Source organism: Kingella negevensis, assembly GCF_030177895.1.
Classification (GTDB): Bacteria; Pseudomonadota; Gammaproteobacteria; order Burkholderiales; family Neisseriaceae; genus Kingella_C; species Kingella_C negevensis.
Genome location: NZ_CP123448.1, coordinates 1,302,887 through 1,323,769 on the forward strand (window position 1 = coordinate 1,302,887; position 20,883 = coordinate 1,323,769).

Below are 20,883 nucleotides of genomic sequence, written 5' to 3' on the forward strand. Positions count from 1 at the left end.
AACGCAACAGTTTCAGGCCATATTAACAGGGATTGTCGGCTTAGAAAGCCAACCTACGGCAACCTGAAAAGTCGGGCAACAACTTTCAGGCTGCGTTTTGCATTTGTGCTAACTTTTGACGTTGTTGTTCGCTTGGCGGTTGCATGGCTGGAACATGAATTTCGCCTTGCACAGGGTTGTTGTTAAGCCGCAGATAGCTTTGTAATACACTGGTTTCATCTACGTTGTGGATATTGGGATAGAAATTGTGTAGGCGATAAATTTCGGTTTCAAAGCCGTGTTGTTGGGCGGCAGTAATTTGCGTTTGGCAAGTTTTGGTTTTTTGGTTGGGATTGGCGTTGATGATAAGTATGTGTTTTTCAGGCTGCATTTTGCCATTTTGCAGGGCTTGTTGTTGGCGTTGAACGTTTTGTTGATGGGCGGCGGCAAATGAAGGGAAATCAAAATGGTATTCGCCGTGTTCGTTGGTTAGGGCAATGTCGTTATCAATAAGATGAATTTCAGCTTGCGGGTAAGTTTGTTGGAATTGGGCGATTTTTTCTTGGGCGAAGGTGGATTTGCCTGAACCTTCGTGTCCGCGCAACAAAATAAATTTTTGCATTTTCAGGCTGCCTGAATGTTTAAAAGGCGGCATTTTAATTTGATTTGGAGTTTGGTATGAATAAATTGTGGTTTCTAGTTGGGTTGTTGGCTTGGTGCGTGTCGGCGAATGCGGTGGATATTCAGCGTTGGCACACGAAATCAGGGACGGAAGTTTTATTGATGGAACGCCATGAATTGCCGATGATTGATTTTGTGGTGGCGTTTCGTAGGGGGTTAAAAATAGCGCAGCCTGAAAGTGAGTTTTCAGGCTGCGTTTCTTCGTCCGCAAAAAATCAATCAAAGCGTTTCACATATTTCAGCTCACCGCCCGAAGATTCCGTCCCTCCACGCGCCACCGCTTGGAACGATTGCGACAGTTGATACACCAATTTCACAGACTGACTCGCCGTTTGCAAACCTGCTTCATAACCCAAATATAAATCTTTCGTCAGTTGCTTACCAAACGTCAGAACTTGCTGCGCGGGGTTCATTTCACCTGTTTGCGCGTTACGCGTTTGCTGGCTAGACAAACCAAAATCGTCCACTAAGCCCACTTTATCGTTGAGCTTGCCAGCCAAAAATGCGCCAGCTGCCGTTGCCAACGCCGCTTCATCGGTGCTGCTGCCCGAGCTTGCGCGGTTCAAAATCAGCCAAGACAATTTGTCTTTTTCGCTCATCGGTTCGTTGGCAACCAAATTCACGCGTGGCGTTTCCAAATTGCCCAACACTTCCACGCCTGCGCCCACAGGAGAATTGCGGCGTTCCGCGCGAATGTTCAAGTTCGGTTTAGACAGTGGTCCAATAAAGGAAATCACGCCTTTTTTGATGACCAAATCCTGCCCGTAAGACTGATAACGTCCGCGATTTACGTTCACACTGCCCACCGCTTGCACATCGCTTGTGGTGGTAGACGTGAGTTTGAGCTGACCGCCCAAGTTCACATTCAAGCCCTCGCCAGCGAAGAAGAATTTATCATCCAAATCAAACAACAAATTCATTTTGAACGGCATCGGCGGCGCAGGCGTTGCCACGGTTTCGCCAACAATTACCACATCATCGTCCAAGCTCGGTGCGCTGCCTTCTTGGAAACTGAAACGCCCTTCATCGGTTTTCAGGCTGCCATTGAGCGAAACACCTTGCGCGGTGTAAGTCATGTCGCCGCTGCCTGAAAGTGATAAGCGGCGGCTCGGCTGGTCTAAAACGGGATAGTGTTCAAACAAAATTTTGGCAGTTACATCGGGCGCAGAATTGGTATAAGCCGCGCTGCCTGTGAGCGTTACCGTGCCAGCTTTGCGATGGAATTGCAAAGCATCAACCAGCCATTTTTGTCCTTCAATATGCGATTTCAGGCTGCCATTGTCCAAAATCACACCGATTTGGCGATTGCGGTAATACAGATTTTCGCCGTTTACTGTGCCGCCCAATTTTGGCGTGTCCACCGTGCCCCTGATTGCCACGTCCGCATTCAGTTTGCCCTTAATCGCTTGCCCGACTGGGATAAAACTTTTCAGCGAAGTGGTTAAATCATCAATCGCAATTTTCAGGCTGCCTGAAACGGGCGCAGATGTAATCGCGCCGCCGCCAAAGGCTTGCAGAATATTGTAATCACCCGACACTCTGCCCAAATTGGTGCTGGCGGCTAATTTGTTGTGAATGCCGCGTCCGTCCAACGTGCTGTTTACCACAAAACCTTGCAGACCAAGCGGCTGTTTGCGGTTCGGCAAAATCACATCGCCGCCTTGCTGTTTCACGTTCAAGAAACCGTGCGGCGCGGTGCTGTACGCCAAATCCCAATCCGCGCCAATCACTAAATTATGCTCAACAGGCGGCGTGTAGAAATTATGCAGTTGCACCAAATTCAGATTGTTCGCGCTGCCTTTGGTGGTGAGACCCGATTGCTTGTCCCACACAAATTGCTGCAACGACAAACTGCCACCCAAGGCTTGCCAATGCGCGGCACTCATCACAACACGCTGCGCACCAGCTTCCAGTTTCATCGCATTTTGCAAACGCAGTTGCAACGCGCCAGAAACGTCCAACGTGCCAACCGTGCCGAGCCATTGATTTTGTTCGTTCAAACCGCCATTTGCGGCAACATTCAGCGCGAGCGGTTTGTTGTCAATTTTCAGGCTGCCGTTGGCTTTCAGGCTGTGTTGTCGCAATGTGCCAACTAAAGCCGCGTCCACAGCATCAATCGCTGTGCCACCAGCCACCATGCCGTTGCCCTTAACCATTATGTCAAGCGGACGGTTGTAATCAGGCGAACCATGCAGCCTGAAATTGATGTTTTTCACTTTCAAATCGCTGCCAACCGCAAAATCACGCGCTTGTCCGTCCAGTTTTGCGTCAATGTCTGTGAACGTATCTGCCGTGCTAGTTACCGAGCCTTTGGCGGTCAGCAAACCTTGTAAACCGAAACCAAATAAATTCAGATTCGGTGCGTGAATGTCCAACGCCAACGTGTCGCCTTTTTTGCCAAACGCGCCTTTGGTGTTGATTAAGTTGTTGCCCAGCTTCACGGCTAAATCGGCTTGGCTCAAGTGTTTGTTTTCATAAGACACTTTGCCGCCGCCCGATAACGGTTCGCCCGATAGCACGGACGGTGCAAACGCCATTTCTGCATGAAACGCTTGTTTTGCCAATTCGCCGTTGGCTTTGATGTTGCCGTTCACGTTGCCTTCAGGCAAGTCGGGATAAAGTTTGGCTGGGTTGAACGCCGCGCTTTTCACTTCGGCTTGCAGTTTTTGATTTTGGAACAGCTCTAAGCTGGCTGTAACTTGCAAATCGCCGCCGCCTTTGGGCTTGATAACGCCTTTTTCAATTTGCAGCGTGCGTTGTTGGTTTTTGGTGTCGGTCAGCATTTTCAGGCTGCCTGTGGTATCAGCGTGTCCTGTGTTGAGTTGCCAATTGACTTGCGGTTCTGTGAACGTGCCTGTGCCGTTTAATATGCCGTTCAACACGCCTTTGACGGGTGTGGAAATTGCGTCTGCGGCGGTGATGTTGGCAAGTTGGGCTTTCACGTTTAGGTTTTGTTTGTCGGTGTCAATGTCGCCCGACAAGGCTAATTTGCCGCCTTTCATCAATTCGGTGTTGATGGCTTGGATATTAACCATGCCGTTGTCGCGAATGTTGACTGTGCCTGCGATGTTTTTCACGGGAATGCCGTTTTTATCGGCGGCTTCGGGCAATTCGTTACGCAAGTCTAGTTTGCCGTCTAGGGCGATTTGTTCGCCTAGGTTGGGCAAGATGTGTAAGTCAAAAAACAGGCTGGCGCGTGGCAGGTTGGGCATGAAGGCTTGTGGGTTCACGCCTTGCCCTGTTACTTTTACTTGCTCAATCATTTTGCCGAGCGTGGGGGCAAATGGGTGAACTTTGGTGTCTGCGTGTAAACCTACGCCGTTGCCTGTTAAGTCGGTTGTGAGTTTGATGTCTTTCAGGCTGCCTGAAAGGTCTAAAATGTTTTCTACTTCAATGTCGTCTAACGTGCCGTTGGACAATAGTGTGCCTCGCAGGGCAAACGGGCTTTGCGTTGTCATGCTGAGATTGCCTGATGTGTCTGCCCAGTAGGTTTTGAGATTTTGCACTTTCAGGTTGTGTTGTGTGTGGTCAAATGTGTACGCTGCGCGTATGCCGCCTAGGATTTCGGTGTTCTTTTTGCCTTGTGTGATTTTGCCTACTTCTAGCACGTCTGCGGTAACGGTGAGCGGTATATCTACGCTATCGGGCAATTGTGGCGGTGGGCTATCAGTTTTGGGCGGCGTGGGTTTGGACGTGATGTGAATGTCGCCCACAGCTAGGCGGTTGATGTGTAAATGGAAGTTTTTGAGTTCGCGCGGTTGCCATTGGAAATTCAGGCTGCTGATGTCTAAATCGGAAGATTCGGTTTCGATGCGCAATGTGTCTGCTGTGAAGCCGCCTAAAATGCTGCCTGAAAGGGTTTTTGATGTGATGTTTACGTTGGCATAGCGCGGCAGTTTGTAAACGGCGTAATGCAAGCCGTTTTCAGTGTTGAGCAGCCATGTTGCGCCTGCCCCTGCGCCGCCAATCAATACGATTAAACCGCCGAGTGTGTATTTGAGCAATCGGCGTTTTTTTGGTTTTTTGGGTGACGAGTTTTCAGGCTGCGTGATTGGGGGTTGTTCGGTTTCTTGGGTCATAATCAAACGGGGTTTGGTGTAACTGTGTTTTCAGGCTGCGTTTTTATATTTGAGAATGCAGCCTGAAAAATGTGGGCTGAATATTTTGTGAAACTGTTTTTGTTGGACAAGGCGTATCTTAATAGCGCGTGGGTGTGGCGGCGCAACGCCACGTTCTCTTTCAAATGAACGAAATGTGTTTTCAGGCTGCATTTTGAAGCGCAGCCTGAAAATTAGAAGCGCGTTCCCAAGCTGATGTGCCAACGCACTTTCTTATCGCGGTGTCCGTAAGCAATATCAAACGAGAACGGTGCAGCTGGGCTAAACCAACGCACGCCAATCCCTGTGCCGTGATACAAATTTTGCATTTCTTTGAACGTGTGCGCGACATTACCAACATCGTGGAACACGGCAAGTGCAAAGTCTTGCTTGATGGGGTATTGGTATTCTGCACTGGCGGCAAACATGGCGCGATCTGGTAAAACGGCGTTGGATAAGTTGGTTTTGCGACCAATGCTTTCCAGTTCGTAACCGCGAATAGAGGACGCTCCACCTGTGCGGAACATTAAGCTAGAGGGTACGTCGCCACTTAAAAAATCATCTTTGGTGTGAACATAGCCAATCTCGCCACGTGCCACAAATGTGCCGATTGCTTTGTTTTCAGGTGTGAAGTAATACCCTGCGCTGCCTTTGGCTCGTGCCATAAATGTGGACGATAACAAGCTGCCCAATGTTGTGCCAACTTTGCCCTCTAAGTAGTAACCGTTTTGCGGACGTAGGGCGGTTTCTAAGTTATGGCGTTTCCATGATGCGGTGAGCATGGTGGCAAAACTGCGCCCTAAATTAACGCCTTCTGAAGGGATTTTATTGTCTTCTGCTAAAAATTCTAAGCCCAAGCGCGATTCAATATTGCCACGGTCGCGCACGTACCATAAGCCGCTACTCAAAGCACGCTTTTCTAATTTTTGCGTGGTGCTGCGGTTATACGTTACGTTGCTTGTCCAATAATGACCTGTGTTGTTGCGCGGCTGGCTGATACCGACACCGAGCGTGGTTTGGTATTTGTCCATATCCCACACCACCGAGCCAACGTAACCACGATTGAAAACATTGTAGTGGTCATAACTGATGTTGCCACCCAGTCCGTATTCGGAATCAAAGCGCACACCCGCCTCAAATTTTTGGCGTTTCACTTCGGAAACGGCGATTTTGATGGGAACACGGTTGTCTTGTAGTTTGTCAAAATCCACTTGCACGCTTGCGCCTGAATAGTGGCTGTCGCTTTCTAAGGCTTGCTGATAATCCAGCAATTTGTCTAAATCGTAAGCATCGCCCGTTTGAAAGGTTGCCATGCCTAAAATCACATCTTTGGGATAACGCTGGTTGCCTTCAATTTCAAAATCACCGAAGTAAATCGGTTGCTTGCTGTCCACACCTACGGTCAATTCCGCTTGTTGAGTTTGTGGGTTAATCAGGGCTTGCGATTGTGTGAGCGCGGCAAGTGGATATTTTTTGCGCGACACGGCACTCAACACGCCCGTTTTGCTGCTTGCCCAGTCGTCTTGTCGGAAATTTGAACCAACGGGTAATTTCCAATTAGAAAAGGCATTTTTGTAATACGTTCCCAGCTCGCTGTCTTGCATCACATCGCCCGCAATAAACACGTTCACGTTTTCAATTTTGGTGCGCTTGCCCACTTTCACATCAACCAGATAACCTTCGCCTTGGGGACTGACGTTAACTTCGCTGTTGAAATAGCCTTCTGTTTGAATCATTTTTTTCGCATCTGTCGGCGCATCTTCCGCTAGATAACCCACTTGCTCTTTGTCCAACACTTCTTTGCGTTGATAAGCGATTAGTGGCAGGTAGTTTTCCAACATGGTTTGGATTTCGGCGTTATCAGCTTTAATCTCAATGGGATATTTTGGCTCAAGTTTGGCTTGTTCAGCTTCTTCGTTGGCTGTGGTAACTGCTTCGGCAACTGAGCCGTGAATTTTTTCCAAAGGGTTAAATTCAACCACAGTGTTTTCCGCCCAAACCAAAGGCGAACTAAATAGGGAAAATAGCAAAATAACAAGGCGGCGTAAAGTCATAACAGATACATTCAAGATAACGTTTCAGGCTGCAAATTCTAGCATACTCTCTTCATTTTTCAGGCTGCAAAATGAAGATATATCACGTTTTTTAATAGATGATTGATGTGTAGTCTACCGTAAGAATGGGTGGATTTTGTAGACACTATTCCAATAAAGTGTAAACTCCGCTATCATTGTGATTTTATTACAAATATTCAAACGCGGATAATCTTCGCGTTTTTGTTTTTTTATTGCAGCCTGAAACTTTCAGGCTGCCCTTACTTCTTATAGGAAACACACATGCAGGAAATATTATCCAAGGTGGTGGGTGCGGTGAATACTGCGCTTTGGGATTATCTTTTGATTTACGCTTTGCTGGGCATTGGCTTATTTTTCACCGTGTATCTCGGCGCACCGCAAATCACCAAATTTGGTGTGGGTTTCAAATCCGTGTTTGGCGGCTTGTTCAGCAAAAAAGAAGGCGAAAAAGACCATCAATCTCTGTCGCAATTCCAAGCCCTTGCGGTGGCGATTTCCGCACAAATCGGCACGGGCAACGTCGCTGGCGTGGCAACGGCATTAACAGCAGGCGGACCAGGCGCGATTTTTTGGATGTGGCTGTCTGCGTTTTTGGGGATGTCCACGATTTTCGCTGAAGCCATATTGGCGCAAAAATATCGCGTGGTCAGTCATGGCAAATATATTGGTGGTCCTGCGTTTTACATCACGCACGGTCTCACCAACAAAATTGGTCGCACCAACGCGCGTTTTTTATCAGGCTTTTTCTCGATTGCGCTGATTATCGCGCTGGGTTTTATCGGTAATGCCACGCAAGCCAATTCCATTGCAGGCGCGGTAAACGTGGCATTTGAGATTCCTGAAGTGGCGGTAGGCGTGATTTTGGCGATAGCAGCTGGCTCTATTTTCATTGGCGGCATCAACCGCATTGCAAACGTGGCTCAGTTTGTCGTGCCGTTTATGGCTGTGGTTTACATTCTGTGTTCGGTTGTGATTTTGTTTATGTTTTCCAGCCATGTGCCTGCGATGATTAATCATATTTTTGTGGCGGCGTTTAACCCTGAAGCGGTGTTGGGCGGTGCGGCTGGTATTGGTATGCGTGAGGCGATTCGTTTTGGCGTGGCACGCGGCTTGTTCTCAAACGAGGCTGGCATGGGTTCAACGCCACACGCACACGCAACGGCAGACGTGGCTCACCCAGCTTTGCAAGGCATGGCGGCGTTTGTGGGTATTTTCATCGACACGATTTTGGTTTGCACGGCAACGGCTCTGATTATTTTACTGACGGACGCGAACACATTGGGCTTGCAAGGGGCAGCGATTACGCAGCAGGCGTTTACCATTGCGTTTGGTGGCTGGGGTGCTGGTTTGTTGGCGGTTTGCTTGACGTTCTTCGCGTTCACAACCATTATCGGCTGGTATTATTTCGGCGAATCAAATATTCATTTCTTGTTCAAAGGCAAGTTTCTGAAAACGTATCGCAGCTTGGTTTTGCTGGCGATTGTGTTGGGAACGATGGGCAAGGTGGACTTGGTGTGGAGCTTGTCGGATATGTTTAACGGCTTTATGGTGATTCCGAACGTGATTGCGTTGTTCTTGCTGCGGAAGGAAATTAAGGCGGTTTATGATGATTATTTGAATCAGGTGAAATCAGGTCGGGAAGTGTCTTATCAGTATGAATTTCATGAGTATCACGAAAAATAATTTTCAGGCAGCCTGAAAATGAAAACCGTGCGGAGAAGTTAATCCGCACGGTTTTTTGCGTTTTCAGGCTGCCTGAAATAAATATTTCGCATGAAACGCCATATGTTCGCCAATAAAACTGCTGACGAAATAATAACTGTGATCGTAGCCATCGCGCATTTGCACATCTACCGCAAAACCTTTTTCCGCCGCCACTTTTGCCAACGGCTCAGGGCTGAGTTGGTTTGGGAAAAATTCGTCTGCCGTACCTTGCTCAATTCGCATCGGCGGAATGCGCTCGGCATAGCGCAACAAATCCGTGCTGTCGTATTGCGACCATGCGCTTTGGTCGTTGCCCAAATAGGTGCGGAATGCCGCTTGCGCCCACATCGATTGCGTTGGCTCGGTAATTGGCGCAAACGCGGAAACCGATTGATAGCGGTCAGGATTTTTAATCGCGATTTGCAACGCGCCGTGCCCGCCCATGCTGTGTCCTGCAATGCTGCGGATTTCGCTAACGGGGAAATGTTGCTCAATCAAATCAGGCAATTCTTTCACAACATAATCATACATTTGATAATTTTTCGCCCATTCGCCCTGTGTCGCGTTCACATAAAAACCTGCGCCAAAACCGATATTTAACACATCTTGATTGGGTACATTTTCGCCGCGTGGCGATGTGTCGGGCATGATAATCGCGATGCCATGCTCGGCGGCGTAGCGTTGTGCGCCAGCTTTGGTGGCGAAATTTTCATCGGTGCAAGTCAATCCCGACAGCCAATACAAAACAGGAACACGGCTGCCTGAAAGAGCTTGCGGCGGCAAATAAATCGCGAAAATCATTTCGCATTGCGTGGTTTCAGAAAAGTGTTGATAACGGCGATGTGCGCCGCCAAATGATTTGTATTCATTGAGTAATTTCATGTTTTTGCTTTCAAAATATTTTCAGGCTGCCTTTGAGTACACGACAGAAATTGACGTCCTTCCCTCCGTGAACGAAGGGAATTCCTACTGCGGCTAGCAATGTTTTGCTGACTCGCTTCGGTGGGTTCGTGCTGCTGACAACCTGACTGCATTGTTCACTTCACACGCGCTACGGACACGTCCTGCCCTGATTTTTGTTTTTTCAGGCAGCCTGAATGGCTTGCCCACGTTTTAATATATTGATTGCGCCTACTACATCGGCATTGTTTTGATAGCCACACTCTACGCATTCAAAATTCGCCTGCGTTTGGCGGTTGTCTTTTGTCGTATGTCCGCAATTCGGACAACATCGGCTGGTATTTTGTGGCGGAACGGCAAACAAAGAACCACTATTCCAAGCCAATTTATACGCCAACTGTCGCCTAAATTCCGCCCAAGACTGGTCTAAAATCGCCCGATTTAAGCCTGATTTCTGTTTCACATTTTTGCCATGTTGTTCAGCATTACCTTTTGCCGATTTAGACATATTCGCCACTTGCAAATCTTCAACATATACAATCGCGTGGTTTTGGCTGATTTGGCTGCTGATTTGATGCAAGTAGTTTTTACGAATATTGGCTATTTTGTGGTGCAATTTTGAAATTTTGGCTTTTAACTTTTGCCAATTTTTAGAAAATTTGGTCTTGTTTTTGAAACGTTTTTGTAGTTTCGCTAATTTGCCTTTTAGGTTCTTAAATGCGTTAATCGGCTCAAAATATTCGCCATTGGACAAAGTAGCAAAACGAACGATGCCCATATCAATACCGATTTCTCCGCCGTTGGGTTTTGGCGTTTCCGTCTCAAATTCTGTTTGAATAGAAACATACCACTTACCGCATTTTTGGCTGACGGTTACATTTTTCAGGCTGCCTGAAATAGCTCGGCTATTGCGATAACGCACCCAACCCATTTTTGGTAAATAGATACGATTATTTTGTTGTTCCAATTTGCAACCTTGCGGAAAGCGAAAACTGTCTTTTTCACCCTTGCGTTTAAATTTTGGAAAGTCTGAACGTTTGGCGAAAAAGTTTTTGAAACTAGCTTCTAAATCTTTCAAAGATTGCTGCAAAACCTGACTGTGGCAATCTTTTAGCCAAACTAGCTCACGTTTCCATTCAGGCAGCAAATTCGCAATTTTGGCGTAACTGAATTTGAAAGAGTTATCTTTTTGATATTGTTCATTTTGATACGCCAAAGCACGGTTGAACACAAAACGCGAACAACCGCAAAATTGTTTCAGTTTGCGGATTTGTTCTCCGTTGGGTATAAGTTCAAATTTGAACGCTTTGAGTATCAACATTTTTAGGTTTCAGTTTTAAAAAATTGGCTAAATTTTAACATTGATTGGACTGCTTCGCAGTCCGCGCCTGATATTTCCGCCGTAAACGGCGAAGTTTTACGGCGCATTCGGATAAATCTGAAAATGCAATGAAATCAATATCGTCAGGTATATTTGTGGTAGGGCTTACCACGCGGATAGCAATGTCAAAATACCAACCGCCCAAACGATATAGCAATAAATAACGCGCTAAATCGGCTTGGTAGGCAAAAGGCTTCAGTTTATCAAACGCTTTGAGCATTTCTGCGCCGTATTCTTGGTTAATCCACGCGCGTAGCGGTTCTTTCAGATAAATGGTGTGCTGCGTGTGCGCAACATTGGCTAATACGCTTTTTACGCTTTTCACGGCAGTGTCTAGCGCGGTTGGCAATTCGGAAATGGGTTCATCGCTGATGAAGATTTGACTGATGTTCATGGTGTTTTTCTCGTTTTCAGGCTGCAAATACATTTCGTTTATTTTGACGGTTGCGCATGGCGTTGCGCCGCCATACCCACGCTTTAGGTTTGTGAAAGGTTACTTGTCGCAGCCTGAAAAACAGAACCTTGTAGGCTACGATTTTCGTAGGTTGGATTCTTGAATCCAACCTACGTTTTCAGGCTGCAAATGCCACAATCCGCGTTTCATCAACCCAAACGCGACACGTTTCCCCAGCAAATGCCTGTCCCACCAAGCAAGACAATTCGCCATATTTCGGGTGCGACACGGTTACACGCCAACCCAAAGGCAGCCTGAAACACGACAATACGGCGCAATCCACACCGCGCTCGTCTGCCAACACAATCGCTTCGGGCGGCACATAACGCGCCGCGTTCACATTCAAGCAGCCGAGCAATTTCGCCACGTTCATGGATTGCGGACGCGCCAACACATTGGTTGGCGTGTCATGCTGCAAGATTTTGCCGTCCGCCAGTAAAACCAGTTTGTCCGACAGGGCGCAGGCTTCGGCTGGGTCATGCGTAACCAGCAGTGCAGGAATTTGGCGGCGGCGCACAAGTTCGCTGGTGAGCGATTGCAGTTGTTCGCGCAAATGCGTGTCCAAGCTGGAAAACGGTTCGTCTAGTAGCAGCAATTTGGGTTCGCCTGCCAACGCACGCGCAAGGGCTACGCGCTGTTTTTCGCCGCCTGATAGTGCGTCAATGCGCCGCTCGGCTGCGTCTGCCAAACCTACTTCGTCTAGCAGCGATAACACGGTTTCACGCGTAATTTTTTTGCTTGCCCCGCGCATGCGTAGCCCGAATGCGGCGTTTTGCCAAACATTTAAATGGGGCAGCAAGGCGAAATCTTGAAACATCATGGCGATGTGGCGTTTTTCAGGCTGCAAATGGTTTTGTAATGCGCCGTTGAGACGGACTTCGCCGCTATCGGCTGGCAATAAGCCTGTGATGATGTTGAGCAGCGTGGATTTGCCACTGCCGCTTGCACCGAGTACGGACGTGATGCTGCCTGCTGGCACTTGAAAACTGATGTTTTGCGCGACGGTTTTGTGGTTGAAGGATTTGTTGATGTTGATGAGTTCTAGCATGGGTTTCAGGCTGCGATATGGGTTGGGAATGCAGCCTGAAAATGGGGTTTCGGTTGTCGGATACGAGTATCCGACCTACGTTTTCAGGCTGCAAAATGGTTAATAAAAACGCAGCCTGAAAAACATTTTCAGGCTGCGTTTTACTGTGATTAACCGTGAATACGCTCAATCTTCGCGCCCACACCGCCGAGTTTTTTCTCGATGTATTCGTAGCCGCGGTCTAAGTGGTAAATTCTGTCCACAATGGTTTCGCCGCTTGCCACCAAACCCGCAATCACCAAGCTGGCAGACGCGCGCAAGTCGGTCGCCATAACGGTTGCGCCTGACAATGTTTCCACGCCTTGCAACAACGCGGTGTTACCCTCAATCGTGATGTTAGCGCCCATGCGATTCAATTCTGGCACGTGCATGAAACGGTTTTCAAAAATGGTTTCGGTTACTTTGCTTACGCCTTCAGCCACCACGTTCAACGCCATAAATTGCGCTTGCATATCGGTTGGGAATGCTGGGTGTACGGCGGTGCGAATGTTTACCGCTTTCGGGCGTTGCTGCATATCGATTGTAATGGAATTGTCGGTCGTTTCAATGATTGCGCCTGCTTCACGCAATTTGTCCAACACGGCTTCCATGGTTTTTGGCGCGGCGTTTTTCAGAGTTACTTTGCCGCCTGTCATCGCTACGGCGCACAAGAATGTGCCAGCTTCAATGCGGTCTGGGACAACGCAGTGTTCGCAGCCGTGCAATTCTGCCACGCCTTCAACGGTCATGGTTGCTGTGCCGATGCCTTGGATTTTCGCGCCCATTTTTACCAAGCATTCTGCCAAATCCACCACTTCAGGCTCAACGGCGCAGTTTTCCAAAATGGTTGTGCCTTCTGCCAAAGTGGCAGCCATCAGCAAGTTTTCTGTGCCGCCAACCGTTACCACGTCCATCACCACGCGCGCGCCTTGCAATTTGCCTTTTGGTGCAACGGCTTTCACATAGCCGTGCTCAATCGTGATTTCCGCGCCCATGGCTTCCAAGCCTTTTAAGTGTTGGTCTACAGGGCGCGCACCAATCGCACAACCACCCGGTAAGCTCACTTCTGCTTTGCCAAAACGTGCCAAAGTCGGGCCCAAAACTAAGATAGACGCGCGCATGGTACGTACCAAATCATAAGGGGCGCAAGTGTTGTTTACGGTGCCGCCGTTGATTTCAAATTCACTCGTGTTGTCGGTTAAAACGCGTGCGCCCATGCCTTGCAGCAATTTTTGCGTGGTTTTCACGTCTGCCAACATGGGTACGTTTTTCAAGCGCAATGTGCCGTTAGTCAGCAAGCCTGCACACATTAAGGGCAAGGCGGCGTTTTTTGCACCTGATACCACGATTTCGCCGTTTAATTTGCCGTTGGCAACGATTTTTAGTTTATCCACAATAGTCTTTCTTCAAATAATGATTGAATTTAGGTTTTCAGGCTGCCTGAAAAAGATTGGGGCGGATTATACCTAAAAACTTGGTTTAACGTGTATTTCAGGCAGCCTGAAAATTTTGTTTTCTCACCCCCTATTCTTTGGGCACAACACTTGCTTACAATTATGATTTTTACAGTACACCATGAAAACTAGGAGAACATCATGGCAGAACAGCGCAATCCCAGCGTAGAACGATTTGAACAAGAAGTTGCCGCAAAAAATTACGAAGCAGCTTCTCAAGAATTATTGAATATTTTGTCTAAATTAGATGCTAACTTTGGTATGTTACACGGCATTGAAATGGAATGTCCAAAACAATTGGCAAACTTGGAATACCAAATCATCACTCATTTCTGTACGCGCATGGCGAATGCGATTACACAATTGTTCAGCGACCCAAATCTGAGTATCAACGAAGCAGGCTTCCAGCGTTTTATGCTGTTGCAACGCTGGATTAACATGGTGTTTGCTTCTTCTCCATACGTGAACGCTGACCACATCTTAGCCAATTACAACCGCAACCCAGAACCAAATTCTTTGTGGACAGCCATCAGCTTAGACAACAATGTTTCAGCATTCTACAAATTCGCGATTTTGTATTTGCCAGAATCAAATGTGGATTTAGATTTCCAAATGTTGTGGAATGCTCTACCAGAAGTATGTGCTTCATTGTGCTTTGCCTTGCAATCACCACGCTTTATCGGCACAGAAACCGCATTTGGCAAACGTGGCAAAATCTTGCAATGGTTCCCACAACATTTAGCCACTATTGCCAACTTAAACCGCGTGCCAAGCAACATCAGCCACGATGTGTATATGCACTGTAGCTACGACATTGCAGCCAACAAACACAATGTCAAACACGCATTGAACCAAGTGATTCGTCGCCACATGCTGACCGACTGGAAATGGGAAGATTTACCAGCCAAAGAAGTGGGCACCAAAAACGACAAACCTGTGATGGTTGTGGTGTTGGAGCACTTCCACGCATCACACTCAATTTACCGCACCCACTCAACTTCAATGGTTGCCGCACGTGAACACTTCCACTTAATCGGTATCGGCAACCATGCCGTAGACCAAAAAGGTCGTGAAGTATTTGACGAATTCCATGAAGTAGAACGCAATTCTGTTTATGAACGCATGAGCGCTGTTCGCAAAATCTGCGAAGAAGTGAAACCAGCCGTGTTGTACATGCCAAGCATCGGCATGGACATGTTGCCAATCTTCGTGAGCAACGCACGTTTTGCCCCAATCCAAGCCATCGCCTTAGGTCACCCAGCCACCACACATTCAGAATTTATTGAATACGTGATTGTGGAAGACGACTACGTGGGCAGCGAAGAATGTTTCAGCGAAAAATTATTGCGTTTGCCAAAAGACGCGTTGCCTTACGTGCCATCAGCACTCGCACCAAAAGAAGTGAAATACAATTTGCGCAAAAACCCAGAAGTGGTAAACATCGGCGTGGCTTCAACCACTATGAAACTGAACCCATACTTCTTGAAAGCCTGCCAAGCCATTCGCGACCGCGCAAAAGTGAAAGTACACTTCCACTTCGCCATGGGTCAATCAAGCGGCGTAACGCACCCATACGTTGAACGCTTCCTGAAAACTTATTTGGGCGACGACGTTACCGCGCACCCACACCAAGGTTACGACAAATATCTAGAAACCTTGAACAAATGCGACATGATGATTAACCCATTCCCATTTGGTAACACAAACGGCATCATCGACATGGTTACTTTAGGTTTAGTGGGCGTCTGCAAAACAGGGCCAGAAGTACACGAGCACATTGATGAAGGTTTGTTCAAACGCCTAGGCTTGCCAGAATGGTTGATTACCAAAACCGCAGATGAATACGTAGATTGCGCGATTCGTTTAGCAGAAAACCACGAAGAACGTTTGGCATTGCGTCGCCACATCATTGAAAACAACGGCTTGAAAACCCTGTTTACTGGCGACCCACGCCCAATGGGACGCGTGTTCTTGCAAAAACTGCAAGAATGGCAAGCTGCTCAAGCAACTGCACCAGCAGCACCTGCTGAAGAGAAAACAGAAGCTGAAGCACCAAAAGCCAAAGCAACGAAAACCGCAAGCAAAGCCAAAAAGCCAGCAGCGAAAAAAACCACAGCACGCAAGTCTAAACAATAAGATAAGCCTGTTGTGAGAACAAAAAGCCAGCATACGAAATATGCTGGCTTTTTTGCAGCCTGAAAACTTTTTCAGGCTGCCTTATCTGATTTCTTCTGAAACAACTTCTCTCCCACCGCCGCCAAAATCGCGCCAGCCACCACCACAAACGCCCCAGCGTAACTCAGCGCATTCATATTCAACGGCGCAAAAGTTTCAGGCTGCAATTTATGCGCCAACAAGGAAAACAACATCGTAAAAATCGGAATCAGCGTCGTAATCACGCTCACTTTAGACGCGTCCCAATGGTTCAACGCTTCGCCATACGAACCATAACCCACCAGCGTATTCAAGCAACAATAAATCAGGCAAACCAACGGAAAACCACGCAACGCCAGCAATTCACTTGGGCTAACAATCGGGCTTAAAAACAGCGCGCACCCTGCATAAATCAACATCAAAATTTGTTGCGAAGACAAAACGTGCAACAAAAATTTCTGTGCAATCCCATAAATCACCCAAATCATACTCGCCGAAGCCCCCATCAAAATGCCCAACGAATACGAATTAAACTGCAAAATTTCCGCAAAACGATCGTTAAAAAAACCAATCAAACCCACAATCAGCAGCACAAATCCGATAATCTGAAAACGATTAATGCGTTCTTTAAACAGCAACACGCTGCACCCAATCATCGTAAACGGCGCAAGCTGCCACAGCACTTGGTCGGTGGTGGGCGAAATATAATTTAACGCCTGCGCGAACAGCACAAAATTGCACGACAGCCCTACAAACCCCATCACCACACACGCCCAATCGCGCTTATTCATTCGCGACCAATCAGGCAAACGCCGCCGCGCACACAGCAGCACAAACAACACCGCACCTGCCACCACAAACCGCGCCCAAACCAAAGTTTGCGCGTCTAACGCTTTTAAGACTTGTTGCGCCGCCAAAGGGAGCGTGCCCCACGTCATCGTTGCCAGCAGCGCAAGCGAACCGCCAAGAAGAGGTTTTTGTTGCATGATTAACTTTCTGTATTTCTCAACTTTCAGGCAGCCTGAAAACTATTCCGTGCCATTTTCATCAGCCGTGTCATACGCTTCCACAATTTTTTGAACTAATGGGTGGCGAACCACATCTTCACTGGTAAACACATGAAAATACAGCCCGTCCACGCCGTCCAATTTCTCACGCGCATCACGCAAACCCGATTTGATGTGGCGCGGCAAATCCACTTGGCTCAAATCGCCCGTAATCACAGCTTTTGTGCCAAAACCAATGCGCGTTAAAAACATTTTCATCTGTTCGGGCGTGGTGTTTTGCGCTTCGTCCAAAATCACATACGCGCCATTCAACGTGCGCCCACGCATATAAGCAAGCGGCGCAATCTCAATCAAGCCTTTTTCCATCAATTTGGTTACGCGGTCAAAACCCATTAAATCGTAAAGCGCGTCATACAATGGGCGCAAATAAGGGTCCACTTTTTGCGCCAAATCGCCTGGTAGGAAACCCAATTTTTCGCCTGCTTCTACCGCAGGGCGCACCAAAACAATGCGTTCAATTTGATGTTTGTCCATAGCGTCCACAGCCGCCGCAACCGCCAAATACGTTTTGCCCGTACCAGCAGGCCCCAGCCCGAACACAATATCGTGATTGAGCAAGGCGCGAATGTAACCGTTTTGGCGCGGCGTGCGTCCGCCAATACTGCCACGTTTGGTGTGGAAATAATAGGCGTGATTTTCGTCTGATTTTTGAATGTGTTGCGCGTCTGATGTTTTGGCTTCAATGGCGGCTAGGTTGATGTCGTCATCGGATAATTCGCCCTGTTCGGCGATGTCCATGAGCGCAACGAGTGCGTTTCGTGCGGCGTGGGCTAGGCTGCCTGAAAACGTGAAATGGTCAAATCGGCGGCTGATTTGCACGTCTAGGCTGTGCGCGAGTGTGTGCAAATTGTCGTCTAATGCGCCGCAAAGTCTTTGTAGGGCGATTGGGTTGTAGTCTTCAAATTGTAGGTGTACGGTGTGGGTCATCTTTCGGTCTTTCTGTTTGTGCGTAGGGTGTGCCGTGCGCACCGTTTTCAGGCTACCTGAATTTTGGTGCGCGGGGCGCACCCTACGGTTGTTTAATCTTTCGCTAATCCGCCGCCAATCATCACGTTTTCCAGTTGCAACACGCTGCTATCAATCAGCACCGCCCAATTTTCAGGCAGCCCAACTGGGGTAATGCTGCCAAATTCCATACCAGTCGCGGCAATCACTTCGGGCAACGGTGCAAAGGAAACTTTCTTCGCGTCCAACGCTTGTTTGGCTGGGCTGCCTGTGTTGGCGCGTTTGCCGTAGGGCAACACAATCGCGGCAAATTTGGTTGTTTCGCCGCGTGTGCCTGCCACCACGATGCAGTTCAGTTCCATTTCTAGCGGTACATTGTATTGCTCATGCAAAAGTTGTCCGTCTGCAGAATCGGGATTAATTTCGGCGACTTGGATTGTATCGGCGATTTCAGGCTGCGTGAATATTCTCTAATGGAGCGTTGGTGGCTCACTGACACATTTTTAAACTCATAAAAATAAAATCGTGATAATTAACGATTATGTCGGCAAGCCGCCGACGCTCCATTTTTCAGGCAGCCTGAAAATTAATACTGATACTGACTCAAAGCCGCCTTAATCTGTGGCAATGCCGCTTGCGCCGCTTTTTCGCCGAGCAAAATCGCCTGTTCTTTTTGGTCAAAACCGCCAATCGCACCAAGCTGCTGCACTTGCGGTTTAATCACCACATTCGCTTTTGCCAACTCATTATTCAGCGCAGCCGTACTCATAATATTCAAACTTTGGTCAAGATAGGAAAAAAAGCCACTGCTTTCACCCAACTTCGCAGGACGCGCGGAAATGTCCACCGCAATCACAAAGTTCGCACCCATTTTCTTCGCCGCAGAAACAGGCACAGGCGCGGACAAACCACCGTCCACATATTGCTTGCCGCCAATTTGCACGGGCTGAAACACGTTGGGAATGCTGGCACTGGCGCGAACCGCTTGCCCTGTGTTGCCGCGATTGAAGACGGTCATTTTGCCTGTGCCAAACTCAGTCGCTACCGCCACAAATTTAATCGGCAAGCGTTCAATCGGGCGGTTGCTCACTTGCGTGTTCACCCAGTTTTGCAATTTCTCGCCCTTGATAAAGCCTTTTGTGGACAAGGTTAAATCCACCACGTCTGCTTTGTTCAATTGCGCGGCGACTTGCTGCAAACGCGCTGGACTCATACCTGCGGCGTATAAACTACCGACGATTGAACCTGCGCTTGTGCCTGTTACGATATTCACAGGGATATTGTTTTCGTGCAGCACTTTCAAAACGCCAATATGCGCGAAGCCTTTGCTTGCGCCACCGCCCAATGCCACGGCAATCACAGCGCGTGGTTTTTGTTTTGGAGTAGGTTGGGTTGGCGCGGTTGAAGTTTTGCATGCGCTGAGTAATAACGCTGTGGTGAGCAAGAGGAAATGTCTGCGGTTGAACATGTATCGTCCTTTGAAAATAGGTTTTCAGGCTGCGTTGTGATTTCACCACATGCAGCCTGAAAGATTTTTTGATTGTAAAACAAGTCCGCATAATAAGCCTTTTCTACTCTTGTTTTCAAACGCAAATGCAGCCTGAAATTACCTTCATCGTCCCAGTATATAACATCGCCCCGTATTTAGCCCAATGCCTCAACAGCATACTGCAAGTGCCCGTTGCCAAAGAAATCATCATCATTGACAACGGCTCCACCGACCAAACTGCCCAAGTCGCAGAAACATTTTTCAGGCTGGATAAAGAAATCATCTTCCTGAAACAACCCAATCAAGGTGTATCAGCCGCCCGCAATCGCGGTATCGATTTAGCACGTGGGCGTTATATCTAGTTTGTTGATGCAAACGACATGCTGCACAACCAACACCGCTATCCCACTTGGCTACAATTTGCCCAGCAAAATAATATCAACATCGTGAAAGTGATGATTCGCTGGCTCAAAGACAACGAGATTATCGCTATACAAACACCTTACCTCGCCTTCACTGGTGAAGCCTATGCTGCCACCAGTTACGATTACTGGAAACAAAATATTGTTAAGAACTGGTTTCCCGTATCATGGAACGGCTTTTATCGCGCCAGAATGGGTGGCGCATCACACACCGAACACAACAACGTAAAAGGTTTTATCGGCACGCTAGAGATGGTCAAAATACTGTGGCAACGCATGGAAAGTGCGGAAATCAAAAAATCCACGCAGCCTGAAAATTTAGAACACTGGCATAGCGTTCACCACTGCCTAAGATGCACCATCTCCGCGCAAATCATCTATCTGCACGACCAGCATTACACACGCTTCACCGAAGCCGAAAAAGCCTAAGTACGCCACTATTTCACCCCAGAACTCATGGCATTGATAGAACCCTTTTGCGTCAAGCCCCTCATTTTATAAAGTATTCCGGGCAACGTACCTACTCTAAAAAAAATAACCTGAAAAACAAAAACACTATATAATCCGCCATCGCAGGTTGAACAGACAATCGCCGCGTATCGCGTAAGGCATACGGGGAGGAAAGTCCGGGCTACGCAGAGCAAAATGCCAGCTAACGGCTGGGCGTGGTAACACGACGGAAAGTGGAACAGAGAGCAGAACCGCCGATGGCAGCCTGAAAATGGCTGAACAGGTAAGGGTGAAAAGGTGCGGTAAGAGCGCACCGTGCGGCTGGCAACAGTTCGCAGCAGGCTAAACCCCATTTGTAGCAAGACCAAACAGAACACATTGACGCTGCTCGCCGAGTGTTCGGGTAGGTTGCTTGAGCGTGCTGGCAACGGCACGCCTAGAGGAATGATTGTCCAACGACAGAACCCGGCTTATCGTTTAACCTGCACTTTAATTTTGAGAAGTTAAGCTGCTGTATTTTTTAAATGGGGGAACAGTTTTATGCTTTTAAAACTGCCTTATTTAT

Annotated in this window: 18 protein-coding genes and 1 other RNA gene; 7 read left to right on the forward strand and 12 right to left on the reverse strand. The window is 47.9% G+C overall.

Annotation, left to right across the window (positions count from 1 at the left end):
* Window positions 1-85 precede the first annotated feature (85 nt).
* Complete coding sequence (locus tag QEO93_RS07225; RefSeq protein ID WP_032136969.1) at window positions 86-601, reverse strand: hypothetical protein; 516 nt, start codon at window positions 599-601, stop codon at window positions 86-88.
* Window positions 602-657: 56 nt separating this feature from the next.
* Here QEO93_RS07225 and QEO93_RS07230 point away from each other — a divergent pair, with 56 nt between their 5' ends.
* Window positions 658-963 carry a hypothetical protein gene (locus QEO93_RS07230; RefSeq protein ID WP_143445771.1) on the forward strand — a complete coding sequence of 102 codons (306 nt, stop codon included), beginning with the start codon at window positions 658-660 and terminating at the stop codon, window positions 961-963.
* Here QEO93_RS07230 and QEO93_RS07235 read toward each other — a convergent pair.
* Both QEO93_RS07235 and QEO93_RS07240 read right to left on the reverse strand, forming a co-directional pair.
* Entirely contained in the window at window positions 876-4,739 is a 3,864-nt protein-coding gene (locus QEO93_RS07235; RefSeq protein ID WP_032136949.1) for a translocation/assembly module TamB domain-containing protein, read from the reverse strand. The genes QEO93_RS07230 and QEO93_RS07235 overlap by 88 nt on opposite strands.
* A gap of 212 nt (window positions 4,740-4,951) precedes the next feature.
* Complete coding sequence (locus QEO93_RS07240; RefSeq protein WP_425337436.1) at window positions 4,952-6,829, reverse strand: autotransporter assembly complex protein TamA; 1,878 nt, start codon at window positions 6,827-6,829, stop codon at window positions 4,952-4,954.
* 264 nt (window positions 6,830-7,093) lie between these two features.
* Here QEO93_RS07240 and QEO93_RS07245 point away from each other — a divergent pair, with 264 nt between their 5' ends.
* Window positions 7,094-8,515, forward strand: a complete 1,422-nt coding sequence (locus QEO93_RS07245; protein WP_032136947.1) for an alanine/glycine:cation symporter family protein — start codon at window positions 7,094-7,096, stop codon at window positions 8,513-8,515.
* A gap of 63 nt (window positions 8,516-8,578) precedes the next feature.
* Here QEO93_RS07245 and fghA read toward each other — a convergent pair whose 3' ends face one another.
* From fghA to QEO93_RS07265, 4 genes are all read right to left on the reverse strand, one after another.
* The gene (gene fghA, locus QEO93_RS07250) at window positions 8,579-9,418 is read right to left on the reverse strand and encodes an S-formylglutathione hydrolase (protein WP_032136946.1); all 840 of its coding nucleotides are present in this window, start codon (window positions 9,416-9,418) and stop codon (window positions 8,579-8,581) included.
* 202 nt (window positions 9,419-9,620) lie between these two features.
* Window positions 9,621-10,757: an RNA-guided endonuclease InsQ/TnpB family protein gene (locus QEO93_RS07255; RefSeq protein WP_284627562.1), complete on the reverse strand. Its 1,137-nt coding sequence runs from the start codon at window positions 10,755-10,757 to the stop codon at window positions 9,621-9,623.
* A 34-nt stretch (window positions 10,758-10,791) separates the two neighbouring features.
* Window positions 10,792-11,211, reverse strand: coding sequence for a glycosyltransferase (locus QEO93_RS07260; protein ID WP_179184675.1), 420 nt, complete (start codon window positions 11,209-11,211; stop codon window positions 10,792-10,794).
* Window positions 11,212-11,389: 178 nt separating this feature from the next.
* On the reverse strand, window positions 11,390-12,319 hold the full coding sequence (locus QEO93_RS07265; protein WP_044249846.1) for an ABC transporter ATP-binding protein: 930 nt from the start codon (window positions 12,317-12,319) through the stop codon (window positions 11,390-11,392).
* Here QEO93_RS07265 and QEO93_RS07270 point away from each other — a divergent pair.
* Window positions 12,300-12,422, forward strand: coding sequence for a hypothetical protein (locus tag QEO93_RS07270; protein WP_257874878.1), 123 nt, complete (start codon window positions 12,300-12,302; stop codon window positions 12,420-12,422). The two genes, QEO93_RS07265 and QEO93_RS07270, sit on opposite strands and share 20 nt — an antisense overlap.
* A 46-nt stretch (window positions 12,423-12,468) precedes the next feature.
* On the opposite strand, the gene murA is transcribed toward QEO93_RS07270, so the two are convergent.
* The gene (gene murA / locus QEO93_RS07275) at window positions 12,469-13,731 is read right to left on the reverse strand and encodes a UDP-N-acetylglucosamine 1-carboxyvinyltransferase (RefSeq protein WP_032136287.1); all 1,263 of its coding nucleotides are present in this window, start codon (window positions 13,729-13,731) and stop codon (window positions 12,469-12,471) included.
* Between the two features lie 201 nt (window positions 13,732-13,932).
* Here murA and QEO93_RS07280 point away from each other — a divergent pair, with 201 nt between their 5' ends.
* Window positions 13,933-15,927, forward strand: a complete 1,995-nt coding sequence (locus QEO93_RS07280; protein WP_085815686.1) for a UDP-glucose:protein N-beta-glucosyltransferase — start codon at window positions 13,933-13,935, stop codon at window positions 15,925-15,927.
* A 71-nt stretch (window positions 15,928-15,998) separates the two neighbouring features.
* Here QEO93_RS07280 and QEO93_RS07285 read toward each other — a convergent pair whose 3' ends face one another.
* From QEO93_RS07285 to QEO93_RS07300, 4 genes are all read right to left on the reverse strand, one after another.
* Window positions 15,999-16,934 carry a DMT family transporter gene (locus QEO93_RS07285; protein ID WP_209434834.1) on the reverse strand — a complete coding sequence of 312 codons (936 nt, stop codon included), beginning with the start codon at window positions 16,932-16,934 and terminating at the stop codon, window positions 15,999-16,001.
* Between the two features lie 39 nt (window positions 16,935-16,973).
* Window positions 16,974-17,939 (reverse strand): PhoH family protein, encoded by a 966-nt coding sequence (locus QEO93_RS07290; protein WP_032136298.1) that lies wholly within the window; start codon window positions 17,937-17,939, stop codon window positions 16,974-16,976.
* 92 nt (window positions 17,940-18,031) lie between these two features.
* The gene (locus QEO93_RS07295; protein WP_143445772.1) at window positions 18,032-18,349 is read right to left on the reverse strand and encodes a YbaK/EbsC family protein; all 318 of its coding nucleotides are present in this window, start codon (window positions 18,347-18,349) and stop codon (window positions 18,032-18,034) included.
* 194 nt (window positions 18,350-18,543) lie between these two features.
* Window positions 18,544-19,425, reverse strand: a complete 882-nt coding sequence (locus QEO93_RS07300; protein ID WP_032136290.1) for a patatin-like phospholipase family protein — start codon at window positions 19,423-19,425, stop codon at window positions 18,544-18,546.
* Window positions 19,426-19,550: 125 nt separating this feature from the next.
* Between QEO93_RS07300 and QEO93_RS07305 the strand changes: the two genes are divergently transcribed.
* From QEO93_RS07305 to rnpB, 3 genes are all read left to right on the forward strand, one after another.
* Complete coding sequence (locus tag QEO93_RS07305; protein ID WP_044249848.1) at window positions 19,551-19,808, forward strand: glycosyltransferase family 2 protein; 258 nt, start codon at window positions 19,551-19,553, stop codon at window positions 19,806-19,808.
* 18 nt (window positions 19,809-19,826) lie between these two features.
* Window positions 19,827-20,297: a hypothetical protein gene (locus QEO93_RS07310; protein ID WP_044249850.1), complete on the forward strand. Its 471-nt coding sequence runs from the start codon at window positions 19,827-19,829 to the stop codon at window positions 20,295-20,297.
* 144 nt (window positions 20,298-20,441) lie between these two features.
* Window positions 20,442-20,807: RNase P RNA component class A (rnpB, locus tag QEO93_RS07315), an RNA gene on the forward strand.
* Window positions 20,808-20,883: the final 76 nt, after the last annotated feature.

Bases quoted from the DNA above. Each gene is read 5' to 3' on its own strand.
- QEO93_RS07225 (WP_032136969.1), bottom strand. From the start codon at position 601: ATGCAAAAATTTATTTTGTTGCGCGGACACGAAGGTTCAGGCAAATCC.
- QEO93_RS07230 (WP_143445771.1), top strand. From the start codon at position 658: ATGAATAAATTGTGGTTTCTAGTTGGGTTGTTGGCTTGGTGCGTGTCG.
- QEO93_RS07235 (WP_032136949.1), bottom strand. From the start codon at position 4,739: ATGACCCAAGAAACCGAACAACCCCCAATCACGCAGCCTGAAAACTCG.
- QEO93_RS07245 (WP_032136947.1), top strand. From the start codon at position 7,094: ATGCAGGAAATATTATCCAAGGTGGTGGGTGCGGTGAATACTGCGCTT.
- fghA (WP_032136946.1), bottom strand. From the start codon at position 9,418: ATGAAATTACTCAATGAATACAAATCATTTGGCGGCGCACATCGCCGT.
- QEO93_RS07255 (WP_284627562.1), bottom strand. From the start codon at position 10,757: ATGTTGATACTCAAAGCGTTCAAATTTGAACTTATACCCAACGGAGAA.
- QEO93_RS07260 (WP_179184675.1), bottom strand. From the start codon at position 11,211: ATGAACATCAGTCAAATCTTCATCAGCGATGAACCCATTTCCGAATTG.
- QEO93_RS07270 (WP_257874878.1), top strand. From the start codon at position 12,300: ATGTTGATGAGTTCTAGCATGGGTTTCAGGCTGCGATATGGGTTGGGA.
- QEO93_RS07265 (WP_044249846.1), bottom strand. From the start codon at position 12,319: ATGCTAGAACTCATCAACATCAACAAATCCTTCAACCACAAAACCGTC.
- QEO93_RS07280 (WP_085815686.1), top strand. From the start codon at position 13,933: ATGGCAGAACAGCGCAATCCCAGCGTAGAACGATTTGAACAAGAAGTT.
- QEO93_RS07290 (WP_032136298.1), bottom strand. From the start codon at position 17,939: ATGACCCACACCGTACACCTACAATTTGAAGACTACAACCCAATCGCC.
- QEO93_RS07300 (WP_032136290.1), bottom strand. From the start codon at position 19,425: ATGTTCAACCGCAGACATTTCCTCTTGCTCACCACAGCGTTATTACTC.
- QEO93_RS07305 (WP_044249848.1), top strand. From the start codon at position 19,551: ATGCAGCCTGAAATTACCTTCATCGTCCCAGTATATAACATCGCCCCG.
- QEO93_RS07310 (WP_044249850.1), top strand. From the start codon at position 19,827: ATGCTGCACAACCAACACCGCTATCCCACTTGGCTACAATTTGCCCAG.